Origin of the sequence: Olsenella sp. An188 (assembly GCF_002160255.1) — a bacterium.
Taxonomy (GTDB): domain Bacteria; phylum Actinomycetota; class Coriobacteriia; order Coriobacteriales; family Atopobiaceae; genus Thermophilibacter; species Thermophilibacter avistercoris.
The window spans coordinates 37,107-55,502 of sequence record NZ_NFKF01000007.1; the positions used below are offsets into that span (position 1 = coordinate 37,107).

17 protein-coding genes are annotated in these 18,396 nt (G+C 66.8%); 2 read left to right on the forward strand and 15 right to left on the reverse strand.

Features of this window, described 5'->3' with window-relative positions; translation table 11 throughout:
- Window positions 1-9: 9 nt before the first annotated feature.
- Window positions 10-1,512 (reverse strand): tRNA lysidine(34) synthetase TilS, encoded by a 1,503-nt coding sequence (gene tilS / locus B5F23_RS08010; protein WP_087353504.1) that lies wholly within the window; start codon window positions 1,510-1,512, stop codon window positions 10-12.
- A gap of 89 nt (window positions 1,513-1,601) precedes the next feature.
- Between tilS and B5F23_RS08015 the strand changes: the two genes are divergently transcribed.
- Complete coding sequence (locus tag B5F23_RS08015) at window positions 1,602-2,414, forward strand: MBL fold metallo-hydrolase (protein ID WP_087353506.1); 813 nt, start codon at window positions 1,602-1,604, stop codon at window positions 2,412-2,414.
- A gap of 145 nt (window positions 2,415-2,559) precedes the next feature.
- Here B5F23_RS08015 and B5F23_RS08020 read toward each other — a convergent pair whose 3' ends face one another.
- On the reverse strand, window positions 2,560-2,991 hold the full coding sequence (locus tag B5F23_RS08020) for an Hsp20/alpha crystallin family protein (RefSeq protein ID WP_087353508.1): 432 nt from the start codon (window positions 2,989-2,991) through the stop codon (window positions 2,560-2,562).
- A gap of 272 nt (window positions 2,992-3,263) precedes the next feature.
- Between B5F23_RS08020 and B5F23_RS08025 the strand changes: the two genes are divergently transcribed.
- Entirely contained in the window at window positions 3,264-3,698 is a 435-nt protein-coding gene (locus B5F23_RS08025) for a hypothetical protein (RefSeq protein WP_087353510.1), read from the forward strand.
- A gap of 39 nt (window positions 3,699-3,737) precedes the next feature.
- Here B5F23_RS08025 and B5F23_RS08030 read toward each other — a convergent pair whose 3' ends face one another.
- From B5F23_RS08030 to B5F23_RS08090, 13 genes are all read right to left on the reverse strand, one after another.
- Window positions 3,738-4,544, reverse strand: a complete 807-nt coding sequence (locus B5F23_RS08030) for an HAD family hydrolase (RefSeq protein WP_241145836.1) — start codon at window positions 4,542-4,544, stop codon at window positions 3,738-3,740.
- A 125-nt stretch (window positions 4,545-4,669) separates the two neighbouring features.
- Window positions 4,670-7,339, reverse strand: coding sequence for an ATP-dependent chaperone ClpB (gene clpB, locus B5F23_RS08035; RefSeq protein WP_087353511.1), 2,670 nt, complete (start codon window positions 7,337-7,339; stop codon window positions 4,670-4,672).
- Between the two features lie 656 nt (window positions 7,340-7,995).
- A complete protein-coding gene (locus tag B5F23_RS08040) occupies window positions 7,996-9,435 on the reverse strand; it encodes an MFS transporter (RefSeq protein ID WP_087353513.1) in 1,440 nt (479 codons plus the stop codon).
- 118 nt (window positions 9,436-9,553) lie between these two features.
- On the reverse strand, window positions 9,554-10,498 hold the full coding sequence (locus tag B5F23_RS08045; RefSeq protein ID WP_087353515.1) for a ribokinase: 945 nt from the start codon (window positions 10,496-10,498) through the stop codon (window positions 9,554-9,556).
- Window positions 10,499-10,508: 10 nt separating this feature from the next.
- Window positions 10,509-11,702 (reverse strand): iron-containing alcohol dehydrogenase, encoded by a 1,194-nt coding sequence (locus tag B5F23_RS08050; RefSeq protein ID WP_087353517.1) that lies wholly within the window; start codon window positions 11,700-11,702, stop codon window positions 10,509-10,511.
- On the reverse strand, window positions 11,695-12,390 hold the full coding sequence (locus B5F23_RS08055) for an HAD family hydrolase (RefSeq protein ID WP_087353519.1): 696 nt from the start codon (window positions 12,388-12,390) through the stop codon (window positions 11,695-11,697). The genes B5F23_RS08050 and B5F23_RS08055 overlap by 8 nt, the downstream gene beginning before the upstream one ends.
- A gap of 23 nt (window positions 12,391-12,413) precedes the next feature.
- Window positions 12,414-13,397: a nucleoside hydrolase gene (locus tag B5F23_RS08060; RefSeq protein ID WP_087353521.1), complete on the reverse strand. Its 984-nt coding sequence runs from the start codon at window positions 13,395-13,397 to the stop codon at window positions 12,414-12,416.
- 12 nt (window positions 13,398-13,409) lie between these two features.
- On the reverse strand, window positions 13,410-14,366 hold the full coding sequence (locus B5F23_RS08065; protein ID WP_087353523.1) for a carbohydrate kinase family protein: 957 nt from the start codon (window positions 14,364-14,366) through the stop codon (window positions 13,410-13,412).
- Window positions 14,359-15,051, reverse strand: coding sequence for a phosphoribosylanthranilate isomerase (locus B5F23_RS08070; RefSeq protein ID WP_206392338.1), 693 nt, complete (start codon window positions 15,049-15,051; stop codon window positions 14,359-14,361). The genes B5F23_RS08065 and B5F23_RS08070 overlap by 8 nt, the downstream gene beginning before the upstream one ends.
- Before the next feature lie 5 nt (window positions 15,052-15,056).
- Window positions 15,057-15,866 carry an energy-coupling factor ABC transporter ATP-binding protein gene (locus tag B5F23_RS08075; RefSeq protein ID WP_087353527.1) on the reverse strand — a complete coding sequence of 270 codons (810 nt, stop codon included), beginning with the start codon at window positions 15,864-15,866 and terminating at the stop codon, window positions 15,057-15,059.
- Window positions 15,863-16,717, reverse strand: coding sequence for an energy-coupling factor ABC transporter ATP-binding protein (locus tag B5F23_RS08080; protein ID WP_087353529.1), 855 nt, complete (start codon window positions 16,715-16,717; stop codon window positions 15,863-15,865). The genes B5F23_RS08075 and B5F23_RS08080 overlap by 4 nt, the downstream gene beginning before the upstream one ends.
- A gap of 12 nt (window positions 16,718-16,729) precedes the next feature.
- On the reverse strand, window positions 16,730-17,533 hold the full coding sequence (locus tag B5F23_RS08085) for an energy-coupling factor transporter transmembrane component T (RefSeq protein ID WP_206392339.1): 804 nt from the start codon (window positions 17,531-17,533) through the stop codon (window positions 16,730-16,732).
- 32 nt (window positions 17,534-17,565) lie between these two features.
- The gene (locus B5F23_RS08090) at window positions 17,566-18,210 is read right to left on the reverse strand and encodes an ECF transporter S component (RefSeq protein ID WP_087353531.1); all 645 of its coding nucleotides are present in this window, start codon (window positions 18,208-18,210) and stop codon (window positions 17,566-17,568) included.
- Between the last annotated feature and the right edge of the window lie 186 nt (window positions 18,211-18,396).

Below are 18,396 nucleotides of genomic sequence, written 5' to 3' on the forward strand. Positions count from 1 at the left end.
CCGCCCCACTCACCTCTGTACGAGCGTCAATTCTAGCAGCCACCTCGTGGCCGAGGTGCAGCGGACCCGCTCGTCCGCGCGCAGGGGCGCGACCCACACGACCGAGCCGGTGGGCGAGACGTGCACGACGGGCGTGGCGGCGCGCTCGGCCAGCGGGACGCGGGCCTCCCCGAGCAAGTCCGAGAGCTTCTTGGACTGGCCGTGCATGCCGAGCGGGCAGAGCACCTCCCCGGGGTGCGGGGCGTCGACCCACAGGCGCCCCCCGCGGGCCGGGTCCACGCCCGCGGCCTGCGCGTCGAGAAGGACCGACTCGCCGTCCCACTCGCGCGCGTGCGCGCGTGCGCGACCGACCGGGTCGGACCCGGGCTCGACCGGCAGCAGCCGCGCCACGAGCTCGCGCGACCCCGAGAGCGCGAGGCGCCCCGGGACCTCGAGCCAGGCGGCCGACGGCGCCGGGGCGGCCCGGCGCGCCCTCATGACGAGAAGCCCGTGCTGGACGCGCACGTCGACGCCGAGCGAGACGGTGACCGACCCCTCCCCCGCCGCCACGATCGAGAGGGTGGCGGCCACGTGGCGCGCCTCGAGCCGGGCGTCGGGGCAGACGGACAGCAGCGCCTGGCGCACCACGCGCCGCGCGATGGCGACCTCGAGCGCCGCCAGGCGGCCCGCGTCGAGCACGACGAGACCGTCCTTCTCGCCGCGCGTGAGGTCGCGCAGGGCACGGGAGGCTACGGAGGTGAGGTAGGCATCCTCGTCCGAGAGGATGTCGCAGGTCGAGGCGAGGCTCGCCGTGACGCGCGGGTTGCGACGCTCGATCACGGGCATGAGCTCGTGGCGGACGTAGGCGCGCAGGTAGCGGGTGTCCGCGTTGGTGTCGTCCTCGCGCCAGACGATGCCGCGCATCCGCAGGACCTCGCAGAGCTCCTCGTGGGTGCGGTCGAGCAGCGGGCGGACGATGCGGTTGCGGCGGCGCGGGATGGAGGAGAGCCCGGAGGCGCCGGCGCCGCGGATGGCGTTCATGAAGAAGGTCTCCGCGCGGTCGTCGGCGGTGTGGGCCGTGACGATGCGCGCGGCCGAGCGCGGCGTCCCGAGCTCGCGCGAGAGCTCGTTTGCGAGGCGCGCGGCCTCGGCGTAGCGCACGGTGCGGCCGGCGTTCTCGACGTTGCCGTCCGTGCCCGCGGCAAGCGCCGAGACGTCGACGCGCCGGATCGTGCAGGGGATGCCGTAGCGGGAGGAGAGGTCGCGCACGAACTCCTCGTCCTCCTCGGCGTCGATGCCGCGGAGCTGGTGGTTGACGTGGAGCACGTGCAGCCGCTCGCGGGCGATGCGCGCCGTGCCGCGGCCGTCGTCGATGTCGAGGGCGGAGGTCGCCGCCAGGACGAGAAGCGCCGTGGAGTCCGCCCCGCCCGACACCATGAGCACGACGGGGGCGAGCAGCCCCTCGTCCGCCTGGCCGCTCGGACGGTCGAAGCGGCTGCGCGGCGTGGCGTATCGGCGAGAAACGCTGGGCATGGGCTGACCCCCTCGACGGGTTATCCTAGATGCTTGGGCTCGAGAGCTTCGGCGCCCATGAACAAGTGTACGCCATCGAGAGGAGCCCCATGACCCCCGAGATTCACCTGCACGTGCTTGCCAGCGGCTCGAAGGGCAACGCCGCCGTGGTGGAGGGGCCCGAGGGGCTCGTGCTCGTGGACTGCGGCATCTCGCGGCGCGCCCTGCTCGCCCGGGCAGATGAGCTCGGGCTGGACATGGGGCGCGTCTCCGGCGTGATTCTCACGCACGAGCACTCCGACCACGTGGGTGGGCTCACGGTCTTCTGCAACCGCTTCGACGGCCCGCTCTTTGCCACGGCGGGGACCGCCGGCGCGCGGCCCTACCTGGCCGAGCTCCCGTTCACGCTGGTGGGGAGCTCCGACGAGTTCGAGCTCGCGGGGATGCGCGTGCGGACCTTCCCCACCTCTCACGACGTGGCCGAGCCGATGGGCCTGCGCTTTGAGACGGCAGACGACGCCCTCGGCTACTGCACGGACACCGGCGAGCTCGGCCCCGAGGCGCTTGACGCGCTCGCGGGAGCGCGCATCCTCGCGCTCGAGTCAAACCACGACGAGCGGATGCTGGCGGGTGGCCCCTATCCCGCCCACCTCAAGGCCCGCGTTGCCGGCGCGCGGGGCCACCTCTCAAACGCGCAGGCGGCAGCGGCGCTGCGGGAGCTCGTGGGGCCGGACACCGAGACGGTGGTAGCCATGCACCTCTCGCAGGAGAACAACCGGCCGAGCGTGGCCGTCCGGGAGCTCGCGGCCGCCGTCGGCGCCGAGCCCGCGAGCGGCGAGGACGGCCGTCCCGAGGCGCGCACGCCCGACGGGCGCCTCACGATCTGCTGCGCCGCGCAGGACTGGCCGCTCAGCGTCTGGTAGCGGGGCGCGGGGTTCTTCTCGCCGGGCGAGAAGAACCGTTTGCTCGTACATAACTCAGAGTTTGCGTGCGGAAGCCCCGCACTGGCCCGCAAAAAGGGGCCGGCCCCGAAGGACCAGCCCCGCTGGAAGGTGACGTAGCCGTACGCTAGTCGATGGAGACCTTGGTGACGTTGGCCTTCTCCTGCTGCTTGGGGACGTTCACCGTGAGGATGCCGCCCTCGAGCCGGGCCGTGAGGCCGGAGACCGCCGCGTCCTTGAGGAAGACGCCGCGCGTGGCGCTCCACTCGCCGGACTCCTTGTAGAGGTAGTTCTTGCCCTTCTCCTCGTCGGACTCCTTCTTGTCAACGGAGACGGACAGGCGCCCCTCGTTGAGCTCGACGTCGATCTGCTCGCGCGTGACGCCCGGGAGCTCGGCGGTGACGACGTAGCGGTCGCCGGCGTCCTCGACGTTCATCTTGAAGCCGGCGTTGCCCGTGGAGAGCGCGGCGAACGGCGCGTCGAAGAAGCGGTCGATCTCGTCGAACGGCCAGTTGCGAAGAGCCCTCGAGTAACGGTCATACGGAATCATGCTTGCCATGGTTATCACTCCTCTTTCTGTGGTGGGCGCCTCCCCGGGCACCCTGTCGCTCATGGTTAGTTATTCCCTCGCACGCCGCTTTTATGCCCGTGTCGCAAGATTTTCTTAGCGTCACATACTCATCATATATAAGTGCCTATGACTTAAGTTTGTTGAAGCGAGGTGACGTTCTCCTTACGTTTTGTATAGTCTTTGGCGGGGGGCTCCCTAACGCCCGTGAGCTGCCCTATCATGAGATGCACTGCCGGGCACGACCGCCATCGGAGGCATGCATGAGCACTGACCACGAGCTCGACCGCGAGGCACCCGCCGCGCCCGATGAGGGGACGGCCGCGCAGGGCTCCCCCGCTCCCTACATCCGCCAGCGCCCGGCGCACCGCAGCGTCGAGCCCATCGACGACTTCGCCCTCGAGGAGGGCGAGCCCGAGTACGTGGCGCACGACTCCGACTTCACCACGCGCGGGAGCGCCTTCTCCGGCCGCGCCTACCGCAGGTCGCGCTCCGAGGGCGCCCAGCTCCGCCGGGACCTCCACTACGGTCAGTACCTCGAGATTCCCAAGGGCCGCCGCGACATCTTCGCCTCGCGCGAGCGCAAGACGCGCATCAAGACCGCCATCGCCCTCATCGTGGTGCTGGCGGTCCTGGCCGTCGTCGTCTTCTTCGTCTGGGAGTACATGCAGACCAACTGGGGCTCCACGGCCCGCTAGGCCCGCCCGGCGAGAAGAACCTCGCCGCGGCAGGCGAGCCTAGGCCCAGGGGTCGCGCTCGAAGAGCGGCTCCGGGTCCGGACGGCGGTCCGAGTACGGGTCGTACCCGTCGTCGTCCTCGTTCTCCGCGCGGATGAACTCGTCGCGCGGGGCCGCGGGGGCCGCGCTCGCGACGGAGGCGGAGGGTCGGCGCGCCTCGCCCAGGACGGCGCCCGCAAGCTCGTGCAGGCTTCCGAGCACCCCCTCGCACAGAGCGGTGACCTCGGGCGTCGCCTCCGCCCACTCCGGCACCATGTAGGTGCGCATCCCCGCCGCGTGCGCCGCGCGGACCCCATTCACCGAGTCCTCGACGGCAACGCACGACGCGGGGTCCACGCCCAGGCGGCGGGCGGCCTCGAGGTAGATGTCGGGCGCGGGCTTGGCGTGCTCGATCTCGTCGCCGAAGGTCATGGTGGCAAAGTAGGGCGCCATGCCAAAGCGCTCCATGAGCGGAAGCGCGTGCTCGCGCACCGTGGTGGTCGCCAGCGCGGCCGTCACCCCCGCGTCGACGACGGCGCGGATGGCCTCGAGCGCACCGTCGCACGGCTCGAGGCCCTCGTCGCGCAGGGCGCGGAAGATCTCGAAGTGGCGGGCAAAGAGGCGCTCGGTGAGCGCGGGGTCGCCGAATTCGGCGTCGATCATGGCGCGCGCGTTGGGCATGCTGCAGCCCACGAAGGCGTGCCAGATGCGCTCGGGGACGTCGAGGCCCAGGTCGGCCGCCGCGCGGCGCCACGCGGTCTGGCTCACGCGCTCGGTGTCGACGAGGGTCCCGTCCATGTCAAATATCACGGCCTGCGGTGCGCTCACGATGCTCCTCCTCTCGGCTCAAACGCACCGTATTGTAGCGCGGCGCGCCGGCGAGAAGAACCTCGTCGGCGCGCGGTCATGACGCGCCCGGCACGCCGGAGGTCCCGGCGCGCCGGGCGGCGGCGCTACTCCATCGCGTCGGGCTCGATCGGCTCGTCCTCCGACGGGGTGCCGTGGGCCCCGGCGCGGCGGCGCTCCGACGCGGCGTCGTCGCGCGCGGCGAAGAGGCGCTCGTCGTCTCCGACGTCCACGCGCACCACGTCGCCCTCGCCGAGGCGCCCGTCGATGATGAGGTTCGCCACGGCGTCCACGACCTGGCGCTGGATGAGGCGCTTGAGCGGGCGGGCGCCGTAGACCGGGTCGAGCCCGTCGAGCGCGAGCGACTGCTTGGCCGAGGGCGTGAGCTCGAGCTGGATGCGGTCGCGGTCGAGCCGCTCGCGCACGTCGCGCAGCTGGATGTCCACGATCTTCTCGATGTCGGACAGGCCGAGGGCGTGGAAGACCACCACGTCGTCGATGCGGTTGAGGAACTCCGGCTTGAAGGTCTGACGCAGGGCGTCGTTGACCTGGCGCTGGACCTCCTCGGGGTCGCTCGAGGCGTTGACCCCGGCGATGAACTGGGAGCCCACGTTGGACGTCATGATGATGATCGTGTTCTTGAAGCTCACCACGCGGCCCTGGCCGTCGGTGAGGCGGCCGTCGTCGAGCACCTGCAGCAGGATGTTGAAGACGTCGGGGTGCGCCTTCTCCATCTCGTCGAGCAGGATGACGGAGTAGGGGTGGCGCCGGACGGCCTCGGTGAGCTGGCCGCCCTCGTCGTAGCCCACGTATCCAGGAGGCGCGCCGATGAGGCGCTGGACGCTGAACTTCTCCATGTACTCGGACATGTCGATGCGCACGAGCGCGCGCTCGTCGTCGAAGAGGCACTCCGCGAGCGCCTTGGCGAGCTCGGTCTTGCCCACGCCGGTGGGCCCGAGGAAGAAGAAGCTGCCGATCGGGCGGTCCGGGTCGGAGAGGCCCGCGCGGCTGCGGCGCACGGCGGCGGCCACGGCCGAGACGGCCTCGTCCTGGCCGACCACGCGCTTGTGCAGCTCGGCCTCGAGGCTCTTGAGCTTGTCCATCTCGCCCTGCATCATCTTGGACACGGGCACGCCCGTCCAGGCGGAGACCACCTCGGCGATCTCCTCGGTGGTGACCTCCTCCTTGAGCAGGCCGCCAGCCTCCTGCTTGGCGGTGAGCGCTGCCTCGGCCTCCTCGTACTCGCGCTGCAGCCCCGGAATCGTGGAGTAACGCAGCTCGGAGGCGCGCGCGAGGTCGCCCTCGCGGGTCACGCGCTCCATCTCGACCTTCGCGTCCTCGATGCGGGACTTGAGGTCCTGGACGCGGTCGATGGCACCCTTCTCGTTCTCCCAGCTGGCCTTCATTCCGTCGAGCTTCTCGCGCGTGGTGGCGATCTCGCCGCGCAGGGCCTCGAGGCGCTCCTTGCTGGCGGCGTCCTCCTCCTTCATGAGGGCCTGCTCCTCGATCTGCATCTGCGTGAGCTGACGGTCCACCGCGTCGATGTCGGCCGGCATGGAGTCGAGCTCCATGCGCAGGCGGCTCGCCGCCTCGTCGACGAGGTCGATGGCCTTGTCCGGCAGGAAGCGGTCGGAGATGTAGCGGTTGGAGAGGTCGGCGGCGCTGACGAGCGCGGAGTCCGTGATGCGCACGCGGTGGTGCTGCTCGTAGCGCTCCTTGAGGCCGCGCAGGATGGAGATCGTGTCCTCCACGGTGGGCTCGGACACGAGCACGGTCTGGAAGCGACGGGCGAGCGCCGCGTCCTTCTCGATGTACTTGCGGTACTCGTCAAGCGTGGTTGCGCCGATGGCGTGGAGCTCGCCGCGGGCCAGGGCCGGCTTCAAGATGTTGCCGGCGTCCATGGAGCCCTCGGTGGCGCCCGCTCCCACGATGGTGTGCAGCTCGTCGATGAACAGGATGATGCGACCGTCCGACTTGCCGACCTCCTTGAGCACCGACTTCAGGCGGTCCTCGAACTCGCCGCGGTACTTGGCGCCCGCCACGAGGGCGGACATGTCGAGCTCGACGATGTCCTTGTCGCGCAGGGTGGACGGCACGTCGCCCGAGACGATGCGCTGGGCGAGGCCCTCGACGATGGCGGTCTTGCCCACGCCCGGCTCGCCGATGAGCACGGGGTTGTTCTTGGTGCGGCGGCTGAGCACCTGGATGGTGCGGCGGATCTCCTCGACGCGGCCGATGACCGGGTCGAGCTTGCCCTGGCGCGCGAGGTCGGTGACGTTGCGGCCGTACTTCTCGAGCGCCTCGAACTCCGGCTTGGAGTCCTGGCTGGTCACGCGCTCGTCGCCGCGCAGGGAGGTGTAGGCCTCCTCCACGCGCTTGCCGGTGACGCCGGCGGCCTTGAGGATGGAGCCCGCGTCGGTCTTGTCGTCGGCGAGTGCGCAGAGCAGGTGCTCCGAGGTGACGTAGGAGTCCCCCATCTTGGTCGCGAGCTTCTCCGCGGCGTTGCCCACGCGGACGGTGGCGTCGGCCATGCCCATCTGCGCGGTGTCCCCGGAGACGCGCGGCTGGCGCGCGATGGCGTCGTCGACCTGCGCCTCGATGGAGGCGGGGTCTGCGCCGACGCGCTCGATGATGGCGCGCAGGTTGTGCTCGCCGGAGCTGAGGAGCGCCTTTAGAACGTGCACGGGCATGAGCTGGCCCGCGCTGGCGTCGGTCGCGATGCCGACGGCCGCCTGCAGCGCCTCCTGCGCCGTGACGGCCCACTTGTCGAGTCTCATGGTTGCCCCCTTCTGGGTCCGCTGTTTGTCAACGGATATTGTTCCCGGTTGAGGGCGCGCTGAAACACAAATCTAAGTCTCCACATGATAGATTTTCTCTGCGTGACAACCGAAGGCCTGGCGAGAAGGACGCGCGGCGCGGCGGTGGCGCGGCCCGAGGCCGGAGGCGCCGCAAGCCGGGCCCACCCGAGGCCGGCGCACCGGCAAAACGGGAGCTTCCCGAGGCCGGCGCACCGGCAAAACGGGAGCTTCCCGAGGCCGGCGCTGCCACAAAACGCGGGCGGTTGGGTGTTTGACCCTCCCCGCGCTCGGCGCGAGGTCCTTCTCGCCAGAAACCCCGTGCGATTGGGTGGCACGTTTGATATGGGAGGCCGCGAGTGGGCGTTCTTCTCGCCAGATTTCCGCGCTTTTGCTGATATTGGGTGGCATCCTTGATGGGTTGCGCGCTCGCATATCAAACATGTCACCCAATCGCTGGCCGTTTTGGCCGCGGCGGGCAGAGGCGGGCGGCGAGCGGGCCCGCGGCGGGCGAGAAGAGCGAGCGGGCCGCGAGCGGGAGGAACCGCGTCGTCGGAAAACAGAGCCCGCCGCCCAGCGCAAGGCTGGACGACGGGCCAGGGGAGAGCCCCCACGAGGCATGGCGACTCGCGGGAGGTTTACGCCTCGTCCTCGGCAGCGCGAGAACGGCTGTAGATCATCTTCATGGAGAGGATGAAGATCACTAGGCCGCCAAGGATAACCAGGCCGCCGATGAAGAAGACGTTGGCGTAGGTGGAGGCGGCGCCGGCAGCGGTGCCGAAGATGCTGCTCTCGGGCATGAAGCCGTTGGCCATCATCTGACCGAACAGAGCAACGCCGATGGAGCCGGTAAGCGCCTGGATGAGGTCGTTGAAGCCGAGCGCGCGACCAGACTCCTCGGCGGAGACCGTCAGCGTTGCGGTATCAACGATCGGCTGATAGAAGAACGAGGTGCCGAAGTAGTAGACGCACGGGGCGATGCAGATGGACCAGATGGCACCCGCCTGGACGGTCGCAGCGGTAAGGATGAGGCCGCCACCCATGCAGGTAAGGGCGAGAATGACCGACGCCTTGCGACCCATACGCTTGATGATGGGGCCAGCGCCGATGCCGACAATCGCGGCAACGATGCTCGACCAGACGAGCAGGTTGGAGACCTGCGAGGAGTCGAGGCCGTAGACGTTCATACCGATGTTGTTGGCGCCGGAGCTGATGGTGTAGCTGAAGAAGTAGCCAACGAAGATGACGATCATGGTCATCGCGAAGGCGGGGTTGGTGAGCATCTTCGGGGTGATGAAGGGGTTCTTGGCCTTGTTGATGTAGACGATGAAGGCAATGAGGGTCACGAAGATGGCCACGAGCCAGAACGTGCTCATGTCAGTGAAGTACATGGTGATGGAGCACGCAAACAGGCCGATGAGCGTAAAGCCGACCCCGTCGATGGTGGCGCCCACGGCGTGGTTGTCCGGGAGGTTCTTGGACAGGAACGGCAGCATGGGAATGGCGATGAGGCCGACTCCGAAGATGATGCGCCAGTCGATGAGCGTCACATAGCCAGCGAGAAACACGCCAAGGGCGGCGGCGATGCGGAACACGGCAACGAACAGGCCGTACCACACGACACGGTTCTTCTTCTCGATGTACTTGGACACGAGCACGAGGAAGATGGAGCCAGAGACCTGCCAGCCCGCAGACTGAATCACGCGCGCGGCGATGACGATCCAGATGCTGAGGTTGCCGAGAAGGCCCAGCGCGGAACCGATGATGAACACGACGGTTCCGACGACGATCATCTTCTTGAGAGAGAGGAAGTCACCGAGTGAGCCGTAGATGACGCAGACAATGCCCAGCACGATGCCGGGGATCGACGTGATGAGCGGCGCAAGGCCAGGCTGGCCGAGCTGGTCGCCGATGTTGACGTAGATCATGTTGAACGCCTGCTGCATGAAGACGCCCAGCGTGAAGATGACAAGCACCAGCGGCACGGAGACGCGCGCCATCTTGTTGAGCTTCAGCCACTCCTCCGATCCCTCTTCGGGAACGGGGATGCCGTTCTGCTTCTCCAACTCTTCTGCCATTGAAAACTCCTTCCGATCTTGTTCGAGACAGACAGAATATGCATGGGACCCGCCGCCTCCCCGGCGGGTCCGGTGCACGCAACGTGTTGCGCGGGACAGCACCCGCGCGGTCGGGGCGCTAGGCCATGGCCCTTAGCAGCGAGCCAGAGTCAGCCCGCTCGGTGCTCCCGAGCAGCTCCTCGACCTCCGACCTGACAGGGATGGACGGAGCGGCACCCTCACGGGAGACCGCGATCGCCGAGGCGGCCGAGGCCACTCGCAGGGCCCCGGGGGCATCGTGCCCCTTGGCGCGCTCTGCCAGGTAGTAACCAGTGAAGGTGTCCCCCGCCGCCGTGGTATCAACGGCGTTGACCCTAAGGGCGGACTGCAGGAAGACCTCGCCGGAGCAGCGGCACATCGAGCCCTCGGACCCGATCGTGAGCACCGTATCAGCGCGCGGAAAGCGCTCCCCCATGGCCGCAAGCAGCCTCTCGGGCGTGCTCCGCGCAACATCGAGCCCCACGATGCGCGCCGCCTCCCCCTCGTTGAGGATGAAGCAGTCAACGAGCTCGAGTGGGCACCCGAGCAGCACGTCGTCCACAGGGGACGGGTTGAGCACGACGCGCATTCCGCGGTCCTTGGCGGCGTGGATGGCGTAGGAAAGGCTTCCGGTCTCGTTCTGGAGGAGCACCCAGTCATCGGGCGAGAAGGACGAGAGGACCTCGTCGACAAAGGCCTCGTCGACCATCCGGTTGGCGCCCCCGTACAGGATGATGCAGTTGTCACCCTCTGCGTCGCGCTGGATGATGGCGTGGCCTGAGGGGCAGTCTTCGACCTCGCGCACCCACTCAACGTTGACGCCGGAATCCCTCAGCAGGTCGCGGAGAAATGCCCCCTCGCGCCCGACGAGACCCGCGTGGAAGACCTCGACGCCGGCTCGCCCGAGCGCAATCGACTGGTTCAGGCCCTTGCCTCCCGCAAAGGCGCTCCGCCCCTTGGATGAGATAGTCTCGCCTTTTTGGACGAAGTGATCCACGTCGTAGACGAAGTCCACGTTGAGCGAGCCGATGTTAACGATTCTCATGAGTTCGCTCCTATCGTTCGGCCTCGATGGCCATCTCGAAGATGGCGCGACAGTCCTCGCGGGTCAGGCGCCTGACCGAGCCGATGGCGTGATCCTCGCCAAAGTACTCGATGGCGTCGAGCATGGCGTCGACGCGCTCCCCGTCCACACCGAGCTCGGCGAGGGAGACTGGCATCCCAAGACTCCTGAAGAAGTCCTCGGTCGCCTCGATTCCCGAGAGGGCAAGGCCCTCGACGCTCATCTCCTCGTTGCGCAGGCCAAAGACCTCCCGGGCAAAGCGGGCAAAGCGTCGCGGGTTGGAGCGGTAGACGTAGCGCATCCACGAACCCATGACCGCCGTGATGGTGGCGCCATGGGCGATGTCGTACTGGGCGGAGAGCTCGTTGGAGAGGGCGTGGGTAGCCCAGTCCTGGTTGCGACCCATTCCGATCGAGTTGTTCTGCGCCACCGTCGCCGCCCACATGATCTCTGAGCGCAGCTCGTAGCTGTCAAGGTTCTCCATGAGGCGCGGGCCCACGTTCACGATGGTGCGCAGAACGCCCTCGCTCATGGCGTCGAGGATGCCGAAGTCCGCGTCATCGGTGAAGTAGCGCTCGCACACGTGGCAGAACATGTCGGCAAGGCCGCACGCAGTCGGACGTGCGGGCAGCGTCAGGGAGAGCTCCGGGTTCATGACGGCAATCGCGGGACGAACGACCGGATGGCTCACGAGCAGCTTGGCGTGCTCGGCCTCGTTGTTGACTACGGCCACCTGGCTCGACTCGCTCCCGGACGCCGGGCAGGTGAGAACCGCAGCGACGGGAAGCGTACGCTCGGGCTCGGCTACGCCCGTGAAGAAGTCCCAGACATCTCGCTGCGTGGCGGCGCCAAGGCCGATCGCCTTGGACGAGTCGATCGCGCTGCCCCCTCCGATGGCGACAACCGCGTCAACGCCCTCGCGACGGCACAGGGAGATGCCCTCCCTCACGAGCTCGAGACGAGGGTTTGGCTGAACCCCTCCCAGCTCGAGGTGCCTGAGCCCAGCCCCCTCAAGACTTCCGACGACCCTGTCGAGAAGACCGCTCTTCTCGAGGTAGTCGCCCCCATCGTAGTGGACGAGGACCGTCGTGGCCCCAAGGCCTCGGAGCGCCTGCCCGACGCGCTCCTCCGCGCCGTGGCCGAAGATGAACTTCGTGGCTATCTGTATCTCAAAGTCATTAAGCATCTCTTGAACTTCCCAACAGTATTTCTCGTAGCTGTTCGACGTTCTCGGCCACCTGGTCGGGCTCCTCGCAGAGGAGCCTGTCCACGTCGCCGTCCCCGTAGGTCACGGCGACGCTGTGCACGCCCGTCGCACGCGCGCCCACGACGTCACCCCAGGAGTCGCCCACCATGACACACTCGTCAGGCGACGCCGACTCGGCATTCATGGCACGGGCAGCCATCTGCGCCTTGCTGAGCTCGACCCCATCGTCCGAATCGGCACAGACCCATCCGTCAAAGAGTCCCCTCCATCCCTTGAGGTCAAGTATCCGGAGAAGGGCTCCCTGGGGCTTGTTCGTGACGATCCGGCTGCGCACTCCCCGGGTGCGGAGCTCCTCGAGGAGCTCCCGCATCCCGGGGTAGAGGTCGGTCTCGGGATGCGCGCTTATCGAGCGATAGTGCACGCGCACGTCCTCCTCGAAGGAGGGGAGCGCCGCGGGGTCGGGCGAGGGACACAGGCTCGCGTATATCACGTCCATCGGAAGGGCGAGGTTTTCGTCACGCTCGTCAAAACCCCCGACGAACGATCCTCCCCTGCGGCCCGCCGCATAGCGCAGCGAACCCCATACATCCCCGCTCGTGTTGGCAAGGGTACCGTCAAAGTCCCACAGCACCACGCGCCAGCGCGCGCCCTCCTGAAGTCCCGTCATCTCCCCGCCCTTCACTAGCGGCCCTAGTCGTAGTTCTTGAGCGTCGAGTACAGCAGCTCCATGAAGCCGGGGAAGTCGAGCTCGAGGGCGCCCTCGGCGTTAGGCTCCTCGCCGCGGTAGCTCATCTGAGCGTCGCGCTCGATGTCCACCTTGGGGTCAACGCCGCGCAGGTGACGGTAGTCACACACGGTCATGCCGCGGGTGAGGGCCCCGTTCAGCTCCACGTCGATGTGCATCGGGGCGGCGACGATGAGCGACGGGTCGATAATCCAGGCGACGGCGCACGCGTCATGCATGCAGGCAATGGGGGGCTCGCCTTCCTTGATGTCCTGCTGGATGAAGAAGTCGGTGAGGTCGGCGGCAAAGTTGGCCGCCTTGGTCCCGATCTTGCGGAACTCCTCCATGTGCTCGATGCCAATGCAGCACTGTCGCGTCAGGTTGATGCCCGTCATCTTGACGTGCGCCCCGCAGTTGAAGACGCGATAGGCAGCCTCGGGATCGACGAAGATGTTGAACTCGGCCGCCGGGGTCCAGTTGCCAAACGTGACCGAACCTCCCATGACGCAGATCTCGGAGACGCGCTCGGCGATTCTCGGCTCGCGGTTGAGGGCGGCCGCGACGTTGGTAAGCGGACCCGTGGCGATGATAGTCACGTCGTCGTTGGCCATCACGGTGTCAACGATGAAGTCAACGGCGTGCTGCTCGCGAGCCGTGTGAGTCGGCTCGGGAAGCACCGGGCCGTCCAGGCCCGTCTCGCCGTGGAAGTTGGGGGCGGTCACCAGGGGCACCGCCATGGGGCAGCTGTGGCCGGCGTAGACGCCAATCTCATCTGCCTTGCCCAGAACCTCGAGCGTCTTGATCGCGTTGCGCGTGACGTTCTCGAGCGTGCAGTTGCCGCCGATTGTGGTGATGCCCAGCACGTCCAGGTGCTGGACAGCAAGCATGATGCCGAACGCGTCGTCGTGGCCGGGATCGCAGTCGAGAATGACCTTCTTCTTGGTGCTCATCGTGTTCCTTTCCTAGATCTGGTGGTCTTTCATGAACGAGACAAGCTCGTCGGAGCTGGGGGTGTTGCGCGCGCCCTTGCGAGCGACCGAGTAGCCGGAGACCGCATTTCCGAGCCTCAGCGCATCCCGGAGGTCCCCGCCATCGAGAAGCGCGAAGATGAAGCCCGCGTTGTAGACGTCGCCGGCGCCGATGGTGTCCTCGACCTCAACGCGATAGGCACCGGCTCGGACAACCTCGCCGTCGCGCATGCCAATCGAGCCGTTGGCACCGTCGCGGGCGACCACCGTGCGACCGCCCGTGGCAAGCGAGAGGGCGTTCTCCTCCCAGGTCCCGCTACCGAGGTAGGCGAACTCCTCGGGTCCGGAGCCCAGCAGGTAGGTAACGTCGCCCATGATGGCGTCGAGCGCCTCGGCAAAATCGGGATCTAGGACGCCCTCGTCGACGCGCAGGTTAAGGTCAAACGACGTGGGCACGCCCGCCTCGTGTGCCTCGTGGAAGATGCGAGTGATGGTGGAACGGGCCGAGGTGTCATAAACCAGGGACATGCCCGAGGAATGCACCCATGAGGCGGAGCGCACGCGGTCAAAGTCCACGCGCTTCTCGTCAAGGACGGTGAACGACCTCTTTTCGCGCGGCCAGCCCCATAGGTAGCGCTCGCCCCTCTCGTCAACAAACGCGAAGACTCCCACGGTGTTGAGCTCGGGGTCGACCACGAGCCCGGAGACGTCCACGCCAAGGCTGGCAAGCTCGTCGCGCGCAAAGCGACCGTTGGCGTCGTCGCCGACGGTGCCAACAAAGGCACAGCCTACGCCCAGGCGCGCAAGCGCTGCCGCCGTGTTGGACGAGGTGCCGCCCCCCAGAACCTCGGGGTTGGGCCAGACGACGCGCGTGCGCTGCTCGTCAAGGAAGCGCGGGTACTGGACGACGATGTCAACGTTGGCGTCGCCAACGACGATGACCTCACGCATTCTTGGCCGCCTTCACGAAGGCCTCGACCTTCTCGGGGTCCTTGCAGCGCAGCGTGTTGGCGCGCTCGTCGGCGTAGTTGGTGCAGGTGAAGGAGTCCACGCCGTAGGGGTGCGTCTCGTGGATGGCGTCGGCTACGTTCTTCTCGTCAAGACCGCCGGCGATGATGCAGGGAACGTCGGTGGACTCGACAATGACGCGGTCGATGGAGCGGTCGTGCGTGAGGCCCGTGGCGCCGATGTCCTCGGCGTCGACCGCCTTGGTGTCGATTAGGAAGAAGTCAGAGACCCCCTCGTAGGAGCGGACGTAGTCAAGGACCTTCTGCTCCTCGATCGGGACGCCAGCGAGCACGGGAAGCGCCTGCATGATCTTGAGGCCCGGGAAGCGGCCCTTGAGCTCGGCCACCTGCTCGGGACTGATGCCGTCGATGTCGCCGGAGAGGTGCAGTACGTCCGGCAGGGCAGCGCGGAGGTCCTCGGAGATCTCGTCGATGTCAGTGGCGCAGGTAAGCCCGATGCGGACCGCCTCGGGCTGAACGCCCTCGAAGATCTCCTTGGCCTGCTCGCAGGTAAGCTGGCCCGGGGTGTGCTTGACGTGGCCGTAGGACACGCCGATGTGCTCGGCGCCCATTCCCACGACCATGCGGGCGTCCTCGACGGTGCGAATTCCGTAAATCTGAACGATCATGCTGTTCATCCCCTTCTCTGTTCGTTGATAGAGCTAACGAGCCCGTCGACGTCAAACGCAACTCGCCTCATGCCTGCCGCCCGGGACACGCGCGCCACGGGAGGCGGGATAACGTAGGACTGCTTGAGGACGTCCACGTGCGTGAAGACCTCCTCGGTGGGACCCTGGTCGATGACCTTGCCCTGGCAGAGCACCATGGTCCTGGGAAAGTTCCTAGTCACGAACTTGGTGTCGTGCGAAATCGTGATGCACAGCACCCCCTGGTCGCGCAGGACCTTGATCGCATGCGAGAGCCGACGCTCGCCCTCCATGTCCTGGCCGCAGGTGGGCTCGTCGAGAATCACCGCCCCGGGGTTCATCATGACGACGGTTCCCATGGCGCAGAACTTCTTCTCAACCGACGAGAGGTCGGCGGGGTTGACGTCAAGCTTCTTCTCGAGACCCATCAGCTCTGCGACCCAACCCATGCGCTCGGAAATCTCTCGATCGCTCATTCCGAGCTGACGGGGCCCAAACTCGAGCTCGTTGCGAACGCTCTCGAGGAAGAGCTGGTTGTCGGGATTCTGGAACACGTACCCCACGCTCGCAGACCACTGGGCGGTCGTACGCTCCCCGATGTCAATGCCGTTCACGACAACACGTCCTGAGGCGGGGCGCAGGATGCCGTTGAAGTGCTTGACGAGCGTAGTCTTGCCAGCGCCGTTCTGCCCAACAATGGCGAGCGGCTCGTTGCCCTCAATCGCGAGGCTCACCCCATCGAGGGCGCGCTGGCCAGGCTGATACTCGTGAACTAGGTCAATCGTCTCTATCCTCATCGTCCAAGCGCCTCCCTCACGCGATCGACGGTGGGCTCCTCGGTCAGCTCCACCTCTCCCGGCGCAAGCCCCGCCCTGTCGAGCGCTCGAGTGATGCGCACGTAGTCCGGCACGTCGACGCCGTGATCGGTGATGTGCTCGTCACCGAAGACCTCCCGTGGCGTTCCGAGCGCAACCTGGTTGCCCCGCTCGAGGGCGAGAACCGTGTCCGCGCAGCGCGCGACACGCTCCATGTCGTGGTCAACCATGACGATGGTCATGCCGTCAGAGTTGAGCCGCTTTACGATGTCGAAGATCTCCTCGCTGCCGAGCGGGTCGAGCTGGGTGGTGCACTCGTCGAGAACAAGAATCCGGGGGTTGAGAATGAGGGTCGATCCGAGCGCGACGCGCTGCACCTGCCCGCCGGAGAGCTCGAGGGGATTTCTGTCGAGCAGCCCCTCGAGGTGAATGGCGCGCGCCACTTCGATCACGCGGCGCTCCATCTCATCGCGGGGAACGCCACGGTTGCAGAGTCCATAGGCAAGCTCCTCGGCCACGGTGTCCGTGGTATACGAGAGCTGGTTGAACGGATTCTGGAACACGAAGCCAACCTCGCTCGAGGTCTCGGCGACCGAGCGCTCCGCCACGCTCTCTCCGAAGACGCGCACGCTCCCGCGCGACTTTCCGCGGAAGTGGTGCGGAATCAGTCCGACAAGGGCGTTGCACAGGGTCGACTTGCCCGAGGCGTTCGAGCCGACCACGCAAAGGAAGCCGCCCTCCTCGACCTCGAAGCTGAGGTGGCGCACCGCGTAGCCCTTCGCCTCGCGATATCGGAAGGAGAAGTCGCTCACGCTGATTGCGGTCTGTGCCATGACCTTCCCTCCCTAGAGCGACACAAGGCCGAGCGCGGTGACGACACAGGCCACTACAGACAGGACGACAAGGGTCACGGCGGCCATGACGAGAGGCGCGTCCGCACGGGAGCGCCGGACGGCACGATAGGTCGTATGGCGCGCCCCCTTGAGGTGGAAGCCGTGGGTCTCGAGCGTCATCGAGCGCTCCTGGGCATCAGTGAGCGAGGACATGACCACCGGCCCGAGCAGGGGCAGGGCCGCGCGAAGTCGCGAGACCACGCCACCGCTGAGCTCAAGCCCACGCGCGGTCTGCGCCTCCTGGATGGTCGCCATGCGGCGACGCATCTGAGGAACCACGTTGAGGCTCGCGAGAACGAGGTAGCCCGCTTCCGGGGAGAGACCGCGCTCGGTGAGGTCGGCAACGAGCTCGCTCGGGGTGGCCGTGCGGTTCATCAGGAAGAACCCTCCCAGGAACACGAGCACCGTACCCACGGTCTTGAGGGCGGCAAGCACCCCCTCGAGCCCAAGGCGCGCGAACCCGAAGTCCGCGATGAAGGTCGCGTTGGACGAGCCATAGAATCCCTGGATGAACACGAGGATCACCGAGGCGGGGACGCCAAAGCCAAACATGACCTTGGCGAAGCTCCCAAGCGCGCCCGCCCCGGCCGCAACCGCAAACAGCACGAGCACGAGCACGCCGGCGAGGGCGGGTCCGGGAAACACGAGGGCGGCCACGCCCAGCAGCAGCGCCACGAGCAGCTTTGCACCCGGGTTCAGCGAGCGCAACCAGCGATCGAGCCGCGGAGCCTCCCTTTCGTCAATTTCGTTACCCACAGCACACCTCCCCGGAGTCGCGACAGCGCGTCCTACGCCTCGTCATCGACGTCGTCCACGTCGTCGTCATCGTCATCGGCGCCGTCGGAGGCATACTGGCTGATGAAGCGCCGCGGAATCTTGCGCCAGATCAGGTAGGCGATAAGAACCGAGATGCCCTTGTCGATGAGGCTCTCGATGAACGACGACGAGAGCACTGAGACGAGTACGTCCTGCATCGCCACGATGAGCGCGGCCGTGAGGACGGAGGTCCCATTGATACCCGTCGCACCTCCGAAGACAAAAGTGGTGATCAGCGAGGCGGAGACGGAGTTGACCAGGGTGACGGCAAGCCAGATCACGACGACACCCCAGATCTTGTTGAAGAGACCTGCCTTGGCGAGGTAGCCGGCAGTCAGGCCAACGAGAACGCTCACGACGGCATAGGGAAGGTTCACGGGGTTGGCGACGATGGCGAGAAACACGTTGGTGATGAGGCCGGTGAGCGCAGCGACCCACGGGCCCGACAGAGTCGCCACGATGAGCGTGCCGATGGTGTCGAGGAACAGCGGCAGCTTGAGCATCGAGCAGAGAGTCCCGCCCACCAAGTTGATGCCCACCGCAATGGGGATGAGGACGAGCGACTTTGTCGTGAACTGGGACTTAAGCCCTCCGCCCCCACGCTTTTCTCCCGACATTGAAGCTCCTTTCTCCGGTCCTATTCCAAAACCTATTTCTCTTTATTTATTAAGGAAAACATTTTCCGAATGCTTTTTCCTAAAAGCATGTTAGAAGATAGCACGAAGTTTTCCCCTTGTCTCGGCAAGCGGCGCAAACAAGCCCCTCAACGGAGTTTTCCCGTTCGGGCGCTGGCAGCCATGGTT